The sequence below is a fragment of the Nocardia veterana NBRC 100344 genome, assembly GCF_000308855.1.
Lineage (GTDB): Bacteria > Actinomycetota > Actinomycetes > Mycobacteriales > Mycobacteriaceae > Nocardia > Nocardia veterana.
The window spans coordinates 17487-32951 of the sequence record NZ_BAGM01000094.1; the positions used below are offsets into that span (position 1 = coordinate 17487).

Genomic DNA, 15465 nt, shown 5'->3' on the forward strand with positions numbered 1-15465 from the left:
CATCCGGTGCGACACGGTTTTTCGGGGCTTCGTCCGTCGTAGGGCGGTGACCAGTGGCTTCCAGTACTGGAGAACACCGTGACTGTCACATCGACCGATCGTTTCACCGCAACGGTTCTGGGCCTCCCGCGAATCGGGCCGCGCCGCGAGCTCAAACGCGCCGTCGAAAGTTATTGGGCCGGAAGGATCGACGCCGCAGAGCTCGACCGGGTGGGTCGGCGGCTGCGGGTCGAGAGCCTCACCGCGGCCCAGTCCGCCGGACTCGATTCGGTGCCGGTGGGCACCTTCTCGCTCTACGACCAGATGCTCGATACGGCCGTGCTGTTGGGTGCGCTGCCGCCTCGGGTCGCCGATATCGCCGACCCGCTGGACCGCTATTTCGCGGCCGCCCGCGGCGCCGAAGGCATCGAACCGCTGGAGATGACCAAATGGTTCGACACGAACTACCACTATCTGGTGCCGGAGATCGGCCCCGACACCCGGTTCGCCCTCGACCCGGCCGGACCGCTGCGACAACTGCGGGAGGCACTCGACCTCGGCATTGCCGCGCGGCCCGTGGTGATCGGGCCGCTGACCTTCCTCGCCCTCGCCAAGGGCGTCGACGGCGTGAATCCGGCCGACCGTCTGCCCGAGCTGATTCCGCTCTACCGTGAGCTGCTGACCCGATTCGCCGAGGCGGGCGCGACCTGGGTGCAGTTCGACGAGCCCGCCCTGGTGCGGGATCTCGATGCCACCGAACTGGCCGCCGCCCGGACCACCTACACCGAGCTGAGCGCCGCCTACCGGCGGCCGAACCTGCTGGTGGCCACCTACTTCGGAACACCCGGGCCGGCGTTGGGCGCCCTCGCGGCCACGGCGGTCGACGGCATTGCCCTCGACCTGTGTTCCGGGACGACGGTATCCGAGATCGCGGAGCTTCCCGCGCTGGCGGACAAGCTGGTGGTGGCCGGTGTGGTCGACGGCCGCAACATCTGGCGCACGGATCTGGCCGCGGCGGTGCCCGAGCTGGACGCGCTGCGTAAGACGGTCGGCCGTCCGGCGGTGTCGACCTCGTGTTCGCTGCTGCATGTGCCGTACTCGCTGGCGGCCGAACCGGACCTGGACCCGGTGTTGCGATCCTGGCTGGCGTTCGGAGCCGAAAAGATCGCCGAGGTGCGGATCTTGGCTCGGGCGGTCGAGTCCGGCGCCGAGGCCGTCGCCGCGGAACTCGCGCAGGCGCGCTCCGCCATCGAGAGCCGTCGCCGCGACCCACGCTTGCACAACCGATCCGTGCGGGCCCGTCTGGCCGAAGTCGACGGCGGGCATCGCGCACCGGCACAGCGACGCCGGGAACTGCAGCGCGAACATCTGCGCCTGCCGTTGCTGCCGACCACCACCATCGGCTCCTATCCGCAGACCTCCGATATCCGCGCCGCCCGCGCCGCGCTGCGCGCCGGGTCGATCACGCCGACGCAGTACCGCGAGCGGATGCGCGCGGAGATCGCCGATGTCGTTGCCCTGCAAGAGGAACTGGGCCTCGACGTGCTCGTGCACGGCGAACCGGAACGCAACGACATGGTGCAGTACTTCGCCGAACAGCTGGACGGTTTCGCCGCCACCCGCAACGGCTGGGTGCAGTCCTACGGGACGCGCTGCGTGCGACCACCGATCCTCTACGGCGACGTCGTCCGCACCGCGCCGATGACCGTCGAGTGGATCACCTACGCCCAATCACTGACCGACAAACCGGTCAAGGGCATGCTGACCGGCCCGGTCACGATTCTGGCCTGGTCATTCGTGCGTGATGATCAGCCGCTCGCCGACACCGCGCGCCAGGTGGCGCTCGCCATTCGCGACGAGACCGTCGATCTCGAGGCCGCCGGGATCCGCATCGTGCAGGTCGACGAGCCGGCACTGCGGGAACTGCTGCCGCTGCGTCGGGCCGATCAGCAGGGCTACCTGGAATGGGCGGTGGCCGCATTCCGATTGGCCACGAGCGGCGTCCGGGACGACACTCAGATCCATACCCATCTGTGCTACTCGGAGTTCGGCGACATCATCGGCGCCATCGCCGCACTCGATGCGGACGTCACCTCGGTGGAGGCGGCCCGCTCGCATATGGAGATCCTCGACGACCTCACCGCGGCCGGGTACGCGCTGGGTATCGGACCGGGTGTCTACGACATCCACTCCCCGCGGGTGCCGAGCGTCTCGGAGATCGAGAACGCGCTGCGGGAGGCGATGAAAGCGGTTCCCGCCGAACGGTTGTGGGTCAATCCGGATTGCGGACTCAAGACCCGCGACCGCGCCGAGGTGACGGCGGCGCTGCGGAATATGGTGACCGCGGCGCGGTCGGTGCGCTGATCGCAGCCGGCGGCCCGGCCGGTCCGGGTCGCCGGCAATCCCGGCGGGTGCCGTGGCACTGGTTGCCGGGCATCTGTCCAGCACCATCCGCGCCGGCCGATGCCGCAGACGCCGGTGCCCGGCGCCCCCGCCGTTCGCACCGTCCGATCCCGAGCTACTTGACGCGACATCCTTCGCACGCTACGCATCTGCCGGAAAGATCAAAAGTCCTTGAAACGCCCGCCCCGAGTTCGCGACAACGAGCGAAATTGCAATGATTGCGAAGGCTTGTGGGTACCATCTGCGGGTGCGCAAGATGTATGCGGGTGCCCGGTTACGGCGGTTGCGCGAAGAACGACGGATGACCCAGGCCGCCCTGGCCAAGTCCTTGGAGCTTTCGCCCAGCTATCTCAATCAGCTCGAACGCGACCAGCGACCGTTGACGATTCCCGTTCTGCTGAAACTGAATTCGACCTTCGATCTCGATGTCCAGTTCTTCGCCGCCGATTCCGATGCTCGCCTGGTGTCGGACCTGCACGAGGTGCTGGTCGAAGCCGCCGGCGGTACCGCGCCACCGGCCGCGGAGGTCGAAGATCTCGCCACCCGCCTACCCGAGGTCGCGAAGACCATCGTCGCCATGCATCGGCGGCTGCGAGCCACCACCGACCAGCTCGATCTGCTGTCGTCCAAGGTGTCCACCCCGACCGGCGCACCCGGTGTCCCCATGCCCTACGAGGACGTGCGCGACTTCTTCTACGACCATCACAATCACATCCCGCAGCTGGACCTGGCCGCCGAACGGCTGTTCGACGAATGCGGGCTGACCATCGGCTCGATCGATCGCCAGCTGGCCCGAGTGGCGGAGGAACGGGCCGGGGTCACCGTGCTGGTACGCGGAGACGGGGCCGATCCCACGATTCCGAAACGCCGCTACGATCCCGAATCCCGCACCCTCATCCTCGCCCGCCGGCTGCGCCCCGGGCAGCGGGCCTTCCAGATCGCCACCACCCTCGCCTTTCTCCTGCACGGAGACCTGCTCGACGAGGTCCTCGATGCCACTCCGGCACTGGTCGGGGAATCGCGGGCGCTGGCCCGGGTCGGGCTGGCCAACTATTTCGCCGGGGCGCTGGTCCTGCCCTACGGAAAGTTCCTGCGTTCGGCCGAGGAACTGTCCTACGACATCGATCTGCTCGCGCTGCGGTTCGAGGTGAGTTTCGAGACGGCGTGTCATCGGCTGAGCACGCTGCAACGGCAGGGGCAGCGCGGGGTGCCGTTCTTCTTCGTGCGCACCGATCGAGCGGGCAACATCTCCAAACGCCAGTCCGCCACGGCTTTCCACTTCTCCCGGGTCGGTGGCAGCTGCCCACTGTGGGTGGTGCACGAGGCCTTCTCCCACCCCGGCCGCATCCTCACCCAGGTCGCCGCGATGCCCGACGGACGACGCTATCTGTGGATCGCCCGGACCACGCATCAGAGTCCGCAGGGGTTCGGCACGGCCACCAAGGAATTCGCGGTGGGCCTCGGCTGCGATATCGAATACGCCGACCGGCTGGTCTACTCCAAGGGACTGCAGCTCGACGACCCGGATGCGGCGGTGCCGATCGGCGCCGGATGCAAGGTATGCGAACGACCGGCCTGCCCACAGCGCGCGTTCCCGCAGATCGGCCGGCCGCTGGCGGTGACCGAGAACACCAGCGTCGACCTGCCGTATCCGCCCTCGACCCGGTAGCCGGTCAGGACTTCGCCAGATACTCCAGTCGTTCGGAGTCGACGGCGGCGTGCATCATCGTCGCCAGGCCCGGATGGCGGGTCAGACCGGGATCGGCGTCGACCACCTCGCGCGCCAATTGCTGTGCGGCGGTGATGACATCGAGGTCGTCCAGCAGGGACAGCAGCTTCAGACTGCGCGCGGTACCCGACTGTGCCGAGCCGAGCACATCGCCCTCCCTGCGCTGGCGCAGATCCAGCACCGACAGTTCGAAGCCGTCCAAGGTGGCGGCCACCGCCTCCAGACGCGCCATCGCGGTACCCATCGGCGAGGTCTCGGTGATCAGCAGGCACAGCCCCGGGTGCTTACCACGGCCCACGCGGCCCCGCAGCTGATGCAGCTGACTGACGCCGAAGCGGTCGGCGTCCACGATGACCATCACCGTCGCGTTGGGCACGTCGACACCGACCTCGACCACCGTGGTGCAGACCAGGACGTCGAGTTCGCCGTCGTTGAACGAGCGCATCACCCGGTCCTTGTCCTCGGTCGGCAACCGGCCGTGCAACAGACCGAGTCGCAGATCCGACAGCGCACCGGTGCGCAACGTCTCGTACACGTCGACCGCGGCGTGGGTGGTCGGCGCCTCACCCGCATCGTCGTCGGCGGTTCGCTTGCGGCCCTTGGCTTTCGACTTACCGGCGCCGTCGTCCTCCTCGTCGCCGATGCGCGAGCACACCACGTACGCCTGCCGGCCCGCCGCCACCTCCTCGCGGATCCGCTCCCATGCGCGCTCCACCCAGGCCGGCTTCATCCGGGCCGGCACCACCCGGGTGGTGATCGGTGAGCGGCCACGCGGCAGTTCGGTAAGGGTGGAGGTCTCCAGATCGCCGAGTGTCGTCATCGCGATGGTGCGCGGAATCGGGGTCGCGGTCATCACCAGCAGATGCGGGGTGATGCCATCTTTCGCCTTGGCGCGCAGCGCATCTCGCTGTTCGACCCCGAAGCGGTGCTGTTCGTCGACGATCACCATGCCCAGATCGAAGAATTCCACCGCGTCCTGGATCAGCGCGTGGGTGCCGATGACGATTCCCGCGGTGCCGGTGACCACATCCAGCAGTGCCGCCTTCCGGGCACTCGCCGACATCGAGCCGGTGAGCAGAACCACCTTGGTGGCCGGCTCGGCGGCACCCAGCTCACCCGCCGCACCCAGATCGCCGAGCATGGTGCGCAGCGATCGATAATGTTGGGCGGCAAGGACTTCCGTGGGCGCGAGCAACGCACACTGCAACCCGGAATCGACCACCTGCAACATCGCGTGCAATGCCACGATCGTCTTACCGGAGCCGACCTCGCCCTGCAGCAGCCGGTGCATCGGATGTGTCCGCGACAGGTCACCGGAGATCTCGGCGATCACCTTGTTCTGCCCTGCGGTCAGTTCGAACGGCAGTCGCTGTTCGAAAGCGGCCGCGATCCCGTCGGCGCGCGGCGGGCAGGGCCGGGCGGTGCGGCCGGCCGCGTCGTGGCGGCGTTGAGCCAGAACCAGTTGCAGCGCCAACGCCTCGTCGAACCGCAGCCGCTGCCGAGCCTGGTCGATATCGGACTTCCGCTCGGGCAGGTGGATCAGCCGCAGGGCATCGGAGACCGCCAGCAGTTCGTGTTCCTCGCGCAGCGGCGCGGGCAGCGGATCGTCGATCGGATCGAGCTGATCGAGGACCTGCCGCACACAGGCCAGGATGTCCCAGCTCTGCACCTTCGCGGTGGCCGGGTAGACCGGGATGTACTCCCGCTCGAAGAACGAAATGTCCACGCCGCCCGCGCCTTTCGCGCTCTCCGCGAGACCGCGCAGGGCACCGCCGCCGCGCACCGAGGTGAGGCTGTCCACCGATTCGGCACTCTCGGGCAGGATCAGGTAGGAGGGGTGGGACAGATTCCAGCGATCCGGCCGCCACCAGTGCACGGTGCCCGACATCATCGCTCGAACCCCTTGCTTCACCAGGTAATTCACCTTGTCACCGTTGAAGAAGGTGATCTCCACAGGTTTCGCGGAGCCGGTATCGAGATCGACCTTCAACAGTTTGCCGCGCCGCTGCCGCATCGGCCGCAACTCGGTTCGGCTCACCCGGCCGACGACCGTGATGTGGGCGCCCTCCTCCGGGGCCTCCTCGGTGAGCGGCTGCCCCTGGGTGGCATAGCGCAGCGGGTAATGGCGCAGCAGATCCTCGACGATATGCATATCGAAGGCGTCGGCCAGCGGTTCGGCCGCCTTCACACCCAATACGTGGTCGAGCCGATCGCTCAACGTCGCCATCTATTCCACCCCGATCTGGACCAGGTCCACGGCCTGCCCGCCGTCGTAGGTGACGACTTCGACGCCGGGAAATTCCGTGGTGATGTGTTCGGTGAGTTCGTCGGCCAGCCCGTCCGGCGCCTGCGCGCCCAGCAGCAGGGTCACCAGTTCCCCGCCCAGCCCGAGCATGCGATCGAGCAGCGTACGGGCCGCCCGGCGCAGATCCGGATCGATCACGACGACGTCGTGCCCCACCAGACCGAGTCCATCGCCCTGTTCGCAGGTGCCGACGATGGTCAGCGCGCGTTCGGCGGCGATCCGCACCGCACCCCAGCGGGTGCTCGCGGCCGACTGTGACATGGTCAGCGCATCGTCGACGGCCAGGCTGCCGCTGTCGTGCAGGGCCAGGGCGGCCAGCCCCTGCACCATCGACAGGCTGGGCAGCATGAGCACCTCGCGCCGGCCGTCGCGCGCGGCGACGCCGATCGCGACCAGATCGGGAGCGGGCAGGGCGCCGTTGGGCAGCACCAGCACCTCACGCTGCGGCATCGCCCGGATCGCGTCCAGCAACCGATCGGCGGTGACCTCACCGGTCAGCACCACCGCACCCGAATCCTCGAACAACCGCACCGCCCCGGCGCCGCTGGCGATCGCGAGGATGCCCCGGTCGGCCGGCCCGGCCGCGGCCGGCGACTCGACTACCAGCCCCTCGATCCGGATCTTGCGCACGGCACCGGCGGCCAGCCCGGCCTCGACCGCCGCGCCGGCGTCGGCGCAGTGCACGTGCACCGACCACAGATCGGCGCCGTCGCCGACCACCACCACCGAATCCCCCAGCGCCGCAAGCGCATTGCGCAAGGCGTCGATCCGCGCGGTGTCGGTGTCCGCGACGAGGTACATCACCTCGTACTGCGACCAGGCCGAACGCCCCGCCCGCGCCGCCCGGTCCGCACCGCTCGCCTCGGTCTCGCCACAGGAGGCGAGCCGGTCGTGGTCCGCGAGCGGCGTCCCGGTATCCGGCGCGGCGACCAGACGGGTGCGGCCGCGACCCGCATCCTCGGCTCCGGCCCGGCCGTACGTGGGGCGGTTCGGTGCGATACCGGTGCACACCTGCACCAGCGCATCGAGCAGCACAACCAGTCCGCGCGCACCCGCGTCGACCACCCCGGCCGCGCGCAGTACGCCCAGTTGCGACGGGGTTTCTCCCAGCGCCTTCGCCGCACCCTCCGCGGCGGCGGCGGCGATCGCGGCCACGGTCGGTTCCGGTGAATCCGCGGCCCGGTCCGCGGCGGCCTCCAGCACGGTGAGCATGGTGCCGTCCACCGGATCGCTCAGCGAGGCCCGTACCAGCGCGGCGGCACGGCGCAGTCCGCCGCGCAGCGCCGCCGCGTCGAACGGCTCGCCGGCCACTTCGGCCAGCCCGCGCAGGACCTGCGAAAGGATGATGCCGGAATTCCCGCACGCGCCGACCGTCGCCGCCCGTGCCATCGCCGTGAGCAGTGTCGCGACCCCGCCGGTGGGTGCCGCGGTCGACGGCTCGTGCGCCACCGCCTTCATCGCGGCACGCATCGTGATCAACAGATTGGTCCCGGTATCGGAGTCGGCGACCGGAAAGACGTTCAGGGAATTGATCTCGTCCCGGTGTGCCGACAGCCGGTCGACACACAGCCACCCCCATTGCCGCAGCGCGGCCGCATCGAGCGTCTCCCGGACCTCGAGCACCGTCACCATCCTTCCGCCGCCACGTGATCGCACCGTCCAACCCGCCAGCCAGGGTAGTCGCCCGCACCGACACCTCCGGCAGCCGAATCCCGCTCGCGAACGCGGCGCGGCGGCGGGGACGGGGGAGGCGATTGGACATCGAATATCGCCGCCCGCTACTCTTGCAGGGTTGCCTCACGCGGCCGCTGCTCGGTTGCGTTCACCGGCGGTTTCGCCGGTAGGCATTGAGGATAAAGTTTCCGGACAGGCTGTCCTAGCCGACAGCGGTCCCCACATGACATGAAGGAGCTCGCGACTATGGCTGCCGTCTGCGACGTCTGCGCCAAGGGCCCCGGCTTCGGTAAGTCGGTTTCGCACTCGCACCGGCGCACCAACCGTCGCTGGAACCCGAACATCCAGACCGTTCGTGCGCAGGTTGCCCCGGGCAACACCCGCCGGATGAACGTCTGCACCTCCTGCCTGAAGGCCGGGAAGGTCGTTCGCGGCTGAGCTGCGTAGACATCTCCGACGCCCCGGCACCCGACAGGGTGGCCGGGGCGTCGTCGTCTCCCCGGACGTCCCGATGACCGGATCGCCCTGGCGGATCGTGCCGGCCTCCGCCGGCTACGCCCGGGATGTGGCGGTCTGTCATATCGAATCCTGGCGCGAGTCCCATCGAGGGCTGGTGCCCGACCACCTGCTCGCCGCATTCGACGTGGACCGACGGGCCGCCCGGTGGGCCGCGCACATCGAATCGGCCGACCGCGCGCCGACCGAGCCGACGGCCCACACCGTCGTGCTGGCCGTCGACGACACCCGTGCCCCCGGCGATCGAGTCGTCGGGTTCGCCCATGCGGGACCGCCGCGCGATGTTCCGCGCGTGGCCGACCGGGAACTGTATGCGCTCTACGTCCGGGCCGACAGCTACGGCACCGGTCTCGCATCGGAATTGCTGCGCGCGATTCTCCTCCCCGACACCGACACCGTGTTATGGGTGTTCGAGGAGAATCGGCGCGCCCGGAATTTCTATCGAAAGTTCGGATTCGTCGCCGACGAGGCCCGCCGAATCGAACCGTTCTCGGCGGCGAGCGAAATCCGGATGATCGCCCGCCGCGGGATCACTGGGCGCCGTTGAAGCAGTCCAGCCCGCCCTGCGCACTGAGGCTCTGGAAAATGCACAGGCCGCGGGCGTTCACGTTGGACGACAGCGACGACGAACCCGTCTGCGGATCCCACAGTGCCAGCACCGGTCCCGCCTGTGCGGTGGCAACCTGCTCCTGCGGGGAAGCCGGCTCCAACGGCAGGCCGGCGGCCTGAGCCACCGCCGGGGCGCCCAGCACGGCCGCGCCCGCGGCAACGGCGACGACCGCGCCGCGCACGGATGTGATCTGCATACCTCTGCTCCTGTTTCGCTCGAACTGTTGCGCCCCGGTCAGGGCAAGCGCCAATCGACCGGGGCGGCCCCCAATGTACCGAGCAATTCGTTGGTTCGGGAGAAAGGCCTGGATCCGAAGAAACCGCGCGAGGCGGACAACGGTGAGGGATGGGCGGATTCGATGGTCGGGACGTCGCCGAGCATCGGCTTCAGCGTCGCCGCGTCGCGACCCCACAGGATCGCCACCAGCGGCTGCTCCCGAGCCACCAGGGCGCGAATCGCCTGCTCGGTGACCGCTTCCCAGCCCTTGCCCCGATGTGAGGCGGGCTGGCCCGGCGAGACGGTCAGCACTCGGTTCAGCAGCAGCACACCCTGATCCGACCACGGCGACAGATCCCCGCACGAGGGCGTCGGATGACCGAGGTCGCGCGAATATTCGGAGAAGATGTTCGCCAGGCTGCGCGGCACCGGTGAAACATCCGGCGCCACCGAGAAACTCAGGCCCATCGCATGACCGGGTGTCGGATAGGGATCCTGGCCGACGATCAGCACGCGCACCTTGTCGAAGGGCCGGGTGAAGGCGCGTAACACGTTCTCCCCCTTGGGAAAGTATCCGCGTCCGGCGGCGTTCTCCGCGCGCAGGAACTCCCCCATCTCGGTGATCCGGTCGGCCACCGGCGCCAACGCCTCGGCCCAGCCGGTATCGATGATCTCCGACAGCGGTTTCACACCCATGTCGGGACAAGATAGTCGGCACGGATCCGCCGCGTCACGCCGACCACCCGCTGTTTCACTCACCGGCCACACGCCGCTCACCCCCGTCGAACGACTCCCAGCCCAGCGGCCCCGACCATGCCGCACCGTCGACGAAAACCCCGGCGCCCGTGCGCACCCGCCCGATCGCACGCCATCCCGGCGGTACCGGGATATCGGCGGGAAAGGTGGCGGCGAATGCGTGATCCTCGCCGCCGGTGAGGACCCACCGCGAGGCGTCGGCGTCCAGGGCCGTCGCGACCGGGTCCAGGGCGGGATCGGCGACCGCGGCCGAGTCGATATCGACCGCGACACCCGAGGATTCGGCGATATGCGACAGATCGGCGAGTAGTCCGTCGGACACGTCGGTCATCGCCGTGATCGTGACGGCGGGCGCCAGCTCCAGCACCGCCGCATAGGGTGGCCGCGGAACCCGATGTGCGGCAACCACATCGGCGAACCGCTCGGTGTCGGCGCCGGCGGCCAGCACTGCCAGCCCGGCCGCCGACCAGCCCAGTCCGCCCGCGACCGCGACGGTGTCGCCGGCGCGTGCCCCCGAGCGCAGTACCGGGCGATCGCGCGGATCTCCGAACGCGGTCACCGAGATCACCAGCTGCGGGCTGCGCACCACATCACCGCCCGCGATCGCCGCCCCGGCCCGCGTCGCCTCCGCCCACATGCCGTCGACCAACCCGTCGACGAACGCGACCGGGGTCTCGGCCGGACACCCCAGCGCCACCACGAATCCGCTCGGCGCCGCGTTCATCGCCACCACGTCCGCGGCGTTCTGCGCGATGGCCTTGGCGCCGATATCCGCCGGCGACGACCAGTCCAGCCGGAAGTGCCGATCCTGCACGAGCATGTCGGTGCTGACGACGTAGCGGCCGGTCGGCGCCGCCACGACGGCCGCGTCGTCGCCCGGGCCCACCAGGACGTCGCGGCCGAACGATCGCCCGGCGTTCATCCGGGCGATCAATGCGAATTCGCCCAGTTCGCGCACGGTGCGCGGGCTGTTGTCGGTGATGTCGAACTCCTTCTGCACTCCCGGCGGCACGCGCCGGACACCTCACGATCCGACGCTACCTGCCCCACCTGCGGTATTCGCGACGGGAGCCCGGCCGCCCGCCGGTGCCGGCACCGGCATTCGATACCCTCGAAATCGCCTTTCACCGACGATCAGCCGGTCCGGCGGACGCCGACGGCACGACTGGAGACGAATCCCGGATGAGCAGCGAGACGGACCGGCCGGACCCGGACGCCCCGGCCGAATCGACGACCCCGGCCGACACCGGAACGCCGGACGGGTCCGCCGCGTCGTCGGAGGACGCCGTCGACTCGTCGGCCGCGTCCCCAGGGGAATCCGAGGGCGATACCGGTCACCAGCTGCATCCGGCGCTGATCGCCACCGCCGTCGCCCTACCGGTCGCGCTGATCGTCGCCATCCTGGTGATCGCGGCGATGTCGCGCCAGTCCACCAGCCGCGAGCCGCTGGCCCTGGGGTCGGTCCCGGCGCCCGCCGCGGGTAGCCAGGACTGCACCACGCTGCTGGCAGCGCTGCCGGCCTCGCTCGGCGACGATTACACACGTTCCGAACTCGCCCAGCCCGCGCCCCCGGCGACGGCCGCCTGGCAGCTGCCCGACGGGGGCGATCCGATCGTGCTGCGCTGCGGATTGGACCGTCCGCTGGAGTTCACCAAGGCCGCCACCCTTCAGGTCGTCAACGGCGTCAACTGGTTCGAGGTGCGGGACCAGACCAGCGGCGTCACCTCGGGCACGTGGTACGCGGTCGACCGCGGCACCTACATCGCGGTCACCATGCCGAACAAGGCCGGACCGTCTCCGCTGCAAGAGATTTCGAACGCCATCGCCCGGAACCTGCCCGCGAAGCCGATCGACCCCGCGCCCCTGCCGAACTAGTCGCTCTTCGGCAACCGGACCCGTCCGGTGCTCAGATCGATCTCGGCGCCGCCGGGCGCACCGTCGCCCGGATTCTCGCGGTGCATGAGGACGGTTTGCCGTTCCTCGAACTCGTGCCGTTTGCCACTACCGAACAGTGCGTCGAACTGTTCGAAACCGATGGCGGCAACGCCCGATCCGGTCGACTCCCGCATCCACGGCAGGGCGGTGCGGCCGGTCAGTTTCCGGTAACCGACCTCGGCGAAGGCGACCGCAATGATCAGCAGCGCCAACCCGGGCAGGGTCATCGCGAGTATCACCCCGCCCAGATTACGCGCGAGCCGGGCGGCTTCACCGCAATCCGGTGCCCCGGGCCAGCGCGGTTTCGATCAGGGTGGTGATCAGGGTGCGGTTGTCGATCCCGGTGGCGTCCCACATGCGCGGATACATCGAGATGGAGGTGAATCCGGGCAGCGTGTTGATCTCGTTGATCACCGGGCCGGACTCGGTGACGAAGAAGTCCACCCGGGCCAGGCCCTGACAATCCAGGGCCCGGAACGCGCGCACCGAAAGTTCCCGAATCTGCTGGGCGACATCGTCGTTCAACTTCGCGGGGATGTCGAACTCACAGACGTCGTCGAGGTACTTGGTATCGAAGTCGTAGAACTGCGGTGCGGCGGAACCGGTTTCACCACCGGCGGCCTCGTTCTCGGGCATCCGGATCTCGGCGATCGCACTCGCCTGGACCCGTCCGTCCGGGAATTCCAGGACACCGCATTCGACTTCGCGGCCGACGATGGCGGCCTCCACGATCACCTTCGGGTCGTGCCGGCGGGCGGCGGCGATCGCGGTGTCGAGGTCGATCCAGTCGTCGACCTTGGTGATGCCGATCGAGGATCCGCCGCGCGCGGGTTTGACGAACACCGGCAGGCCGAGCCGATCGCGGTCGGCCTCGCTCACGGTATCGGTGCCGGGTCGCAGCACCACCTGGGTTCCGACCGGAAGTCCCTCCGCGGCAAGCAGTTTCTTGGTGAACTCCTTGTCCATCGCGGTGGCGCTGGCCAGGACGCCGGGACCCACGTACGGCACGCCCGCCAGTTCCAGCAGCCCCTGCAGGGTGCCGTCCTCGCCCCACGGCCCGTGCAGGACCGGAAAGACGACATCGACCACGCCGAGCACCGCCTCGGCGCCGTCGAGGGCGACCAGGCTCCCCGAGCGGCTCGGGTCGGCGGCGAGCGTCAGCGCCGTCCCGGTCGAATCCACCGCCGGCAGCTCGCGCTCCTGAATGGCGAGGGCGCGCGCGTCGGCCCCGCTCAGCATCCAGGCGCCCTCGCGGGTGATGCCGATCGGCACGGCCTCGTAGCGTTCGGGATCCAGGTTGGTCAGCACCATGCCGGCCGAGACGCACGACACCGCGTGTTCGTTGCTGCGTCCGCCGAACACCACCGCCACCCTGATCCGGTTTGTCATAGTCCGAACCGTACCCCGGGCGGGCGGAAATCATTCATTCCGGTTTGATCCGCCGGCCGAGCAATTGCCCGACCGCATCCGAGACCGCGAGACCTTCGTGGCAGACCCGATGCACCGCCGTCGTCAGCGGCATCTCGACATCGTGTGCCTCGGCGAGCGCCCGGATCGAGGTGCACGACTTCACACCCTCGGCGACCTGCCCGTTCGTCGCGTCCTGCGCGGCCTGCATGGAGCCGCCGGCGCCGAGCACGTGGCCGAACGAGCGATTCCGCGACAGCGGCGAGGTGCACGTCGCCACCAGATCGCCCACTCCGGCCAGGCCGGCCAACGTGACCGGATTCGCACCCAGGGCCACCCCCAACCGGATGATCTCGGCCAGCCCGCGCGTGATCAGGCTCGCCACCGAGTTGTCGCCCAATCCCATCCCCGCGGCGATACCGCAGGCCAACGCGATCACGTTCTTGCAGGCACCGCCGATCTCGCAGCCGACCACATCGGTATTGGTGTACGGCCGGAAGTAGCCGGTCGCGCAGGAATGCTGGACGGCCTCGGCACGGGCGGCGTCGGAACAGGCCACCACGGATGCCGCGGGTTGTTCGGCGGCGATCTCGCGGGCGAGATTCGGGCCGGACAACACCGCGATCCGGCCGGTGTCGGCGCCGGTGACCTCGGCGATCACCTGGCTCATCCGCAACAGCGTGCCGGTCTCGATGCCCTTGGCCAGGCTGAGCAGGGTGGCATCGGCGGGAATGGACTCGCGCCAGGTGTCGAGGTTGGCGCGCAGCGACTGCGAGGGCACCGCCAGCACCACGATATCGGCGTCGGCCAATGCCACCCGGTGGTCGTCGGTCGCGGAAATGCCGTCGAGGCGCACGTCGGGCAGATAACCGGGGTTGCGGTGTTCGGTGGCCAGCGCCTTCGCGATCTCCGGGCGCCGCGCCCACATCGTCACCTCGGTGCCCGCGTCGTTGAGCACTTTCGCGAATGCGGTACCCCACGAACCCGCACCCATCACTGCCGCCCTCGTCATCGTTCCAATATGCCACTCGGCGCGGGGCGTCCGCCGCGTACTCGGCGGTCGCGTGTTCGATCCGATACTGCTCACAGGTTGTCGGGGCCGGGAACGTGCGACCATGGGCGCATGCGTCCGGATGCCGTCCACGCCGTGATCGCGGTCAAGAACCTCGACCGAGCCAAGAGCCGACTCGCCGACCGATTGCCGGCGCCCGAACGGTCGCGGCTGGTACTCGCCATGCTGTCGGATACGGTCACCGCGGCGCTGGCGGCGGGACTGGGCTCGGTCACCGTCGTGACCCCCGACGAACGCGTCGCCGACACCGTGCGCGCACTCGGCGCCGACGTCCATCCGGACCCGTCGGCGGCCGCCCCGTCGCACGGCGACAGCGACGGCCTCAACACCGCACTCGCCTCGGCGGCAGCCGCTGTGCGCCGGCGCCACGACGCGGCCGACGTGCTTGCGCTGCAGGCCGATCTGCCCGCCCTGCGCGCGGCGGAGCTGCGCGCGATGCTCGCCGCCGCTCCGCGCACCGGCCGATCGGTGGTCGTCGACCACACCGGTCACGGAACCGCGGCCCTGCTGGCCCGCGCGCCGGAAAGTGCCGGCACCGATTCGCCGACCAGCGCGACGGCCGACGACTCCGCCCTCCGCCCCCGCTTCGGACCGGATTCGGCCCGCCGCCACCGGGAGTCCGGTGCGGTCGAGTTGAGCGGGGACTGGCCGGGTCTGCGCCTGGACGTCGACACCGCCGCCGATCTCGAGTGCGCACTGGCGCTCGAGGTCGGGGCGGCGACGGCCGCTCTGCTGGCCGACATCGGCTGGCCGGTAGCTGTTCACGAGAAGCTCATCCGGAGGTGTGCCACCGCGACACACGTGTGCTAGATGATCGCCAGGCCGGTATGACGGGCCGCACAACGGTGGTGTCGGGCGCGACA

General features: G+C 69.5%; 14 protein-coding genes. 6 read left to right on the plus strand and 8 right to left on the minus strand.

Annotated elements, in window-relative coordinates; translation table 11 throughout:
- Positions 1–78: 78 nt before the first annotated feature.
- Both metE and ON37_RS16930 read left to right on the plus strand, forming a co-directional pair.
- The gene (metE, locus tag ON37_RS16925) at positions 79–2343 is read left to right on the plus strand and encodes a 5-methyltetrahydropteroyltriglutamate--homocysteine S-methyltransferase (RefSeq protein WP_040720561.1); all 2265 of its coding nucleotides are present in this window, start codon (positions 79–81) and stop codon (positions 2341–2343) included.
- Between the two features lie 286 nt (positions 2344–2629).
- Positions 2630–4051 (plus strand): short-chain fatty acyl-CoA regulator family protein, encoded by a 1422-nt coding sequence (locus tag ON37_RS16930; protein WP_174362112.1) that lies wholly within the window; start codon positions 2630–2632, stop codon positions 4049–4051.
- 4 nt (positions 4052–4055) lie between these two features.
- On the opposite strand, the gene recG is transcribed toward ON37_RS16930, so the two are convergent.
- Both recG and fakA read right to left on the minus strand, forming a co-directional pair.
- Positions 4056–6338, minus strand: a complete 2283-nt coding sequence (gene recG / locus ON37_RS16935) for an ATP-dependent DNA helicase RecG (protein WP_040720563.1) — start codon at positions 6336–6338, stop codon at positions 4056–4058.
- Positions 6339–8048 carry a DAK2 domain-containing protein gene (gene fakA, locus ON37_RS16940; RefSeq protein ID WP_051031688.1) on the minus strand — a complete coding sequence of 570 codons (1710 nt, stop codon included), beginning with the start codon at positions 8046–8048 and terminating at the stop codon, positions 6339–6341.
- Between the two features lie 288 nt (positions 8049–8336).
- Here fakA and rpmB point away from each other — a divergent pair, with 288 nt between their 5' ends.
- Positions 8337–8528, plus strand: a complete 192-nt coding sequence (gene rpmB, locus ON37_RS16945) for a 50S ribosomal protein L28 (protein ID WP_011210730.1) — start codon at positions 8337–8339, stop codon at positions 8526–8528.
- A 73-nt stretch (positions 8529–8601) separates the two neighbouring features.
- Positions 8602–9153 carry a GNAT family N-acetyltransferase gene (locus ON37_RS16950; RefSeq protein WP_040720564.1) on the plus strand — a complete coding sequence of 184 codons (552 nt, stop codon included), beginning with the start codon at positions 8602–8604 and terminating at the stop codon, positions 9151–9153.
- On the opposite strand, the gene ON37_RS16955 is transcribed toward ON37_RS16950, so the two are convergent.
- From ON37_RS16955 to ON37_RS16965, 3 genes are read right to left on the minus strand one after another with little or no spacing between them, the layout of a single operon-like run.
- A complete protein-coding gene (locus ON37_RS16955) occupies positions 9137–9412 on the minus strand; it encodes a hypothetical protein (RefSeq protein ID WP_040720565.1) in 276 nt (91 codons plus the stop codon). The genes ON37_RS16950 and ON37_RS16955 overlap by 17 nt on opposite strands.
- Positions 9413–9450: 38 nt before the next feature.
- Positions 9451–10128, minus strand: a complete 678-nt coding sequence (locus ON37_RS16960) for a uracil-DNA glycosylase (RefSeq protein ID WP_040720566.1) — start codon at positions 10126–10128, stop codon at positions 9451–9453.
- A gap of 55 nt (positions 10129–10183) precedes the next feature.
- Positions 10184–11200 (minus strand): thiamine-phosphate kinase, encoded by a 1017-nt coding sequence (locus tag ON37_RS16965; protein WP_281004688.1) that lies wholly within the window; start codon positions 11198–11200, stop codon positions 10184–10186.
- Between the two features lie 170 nt (positions 11201–11370).
- Between ON37_RS16965 and ON37_RS16970 the strand changes: the two genes are divergently transcribed.
- On the plus strand, positions 11371–12063 hold the full coding sequence (locus ON37_RS16970; protein ID WP_040720592.1) for a DUF3515 domain-containing protein: 693 nt from the start codon (positions 11371–11373) through the stop codon (positions 12061–12063).
- On the opposite strand, the gene ON37_RS16975 is transcribed toward ON37_RS16970, so the two are convergent.
- Genes ON37_RS16975 through ON37_RS16985 form a run of 3 tightly spaced genes read right to left on the minus strand, consistent with a single transcriptional unit; the run spans position 12060 to position 14542 of the window.
- A complete protein-coding gene (locus ON37_RS16975; RefSeq protein ID WP_040720567.1) occupies positions 12060–12350 on the minus strand; it encodes a DUF6191 domain-containing protein in 291 nt (96 codons plus the stop codon). The genes ON37_RS16970 and ON37_RS16975 overlap by 4 nt on opposite strands.
- Positions 12351–12393: 43 nt before the next feature.
- The gene (locus ON37_RS16980) at positions 12394–13512 is read right to left on the minus strand and encodes a D-alanine--D-alanine ligase family protein (RefSeq protein ID WP_040720568.1); all 1119 of its coding nucleotides are present in this window, start codon (positions 13510–13512) and stop codon (positions 12394–12396) included.
- 34 nt (positions 13513–13546) lie between these two features.
- A complete protein-coding gene (locus tag ON37_RS16985; RefSeq protein WP_040720569.1) occupies positions 13547–14542 on the minus strand; it encodes an NAD(P)H-dependent glycerol-3-phosphate dehydrogenase in 996 nt (331 codons plus the stop codon).
- Positions 14543–14653: 111 nt separating this feature from the next.
- Between ON37_RS16985 and cofC the strand changes: the two genes are divergently transcribed.
- Positions 14654–15412, plus strand: a complete 759-nt coding sequence (gene cofC / locus ON37_RS16990) for a 2-phospho-L-lactate guanylyltransferase (RefSeq protein WP_040720570.1) — start codon at positions 14654–14656, stop codon at positions 15410–15412.
- Positions 15413–15465: the final 53 nt, after the last annotated feature.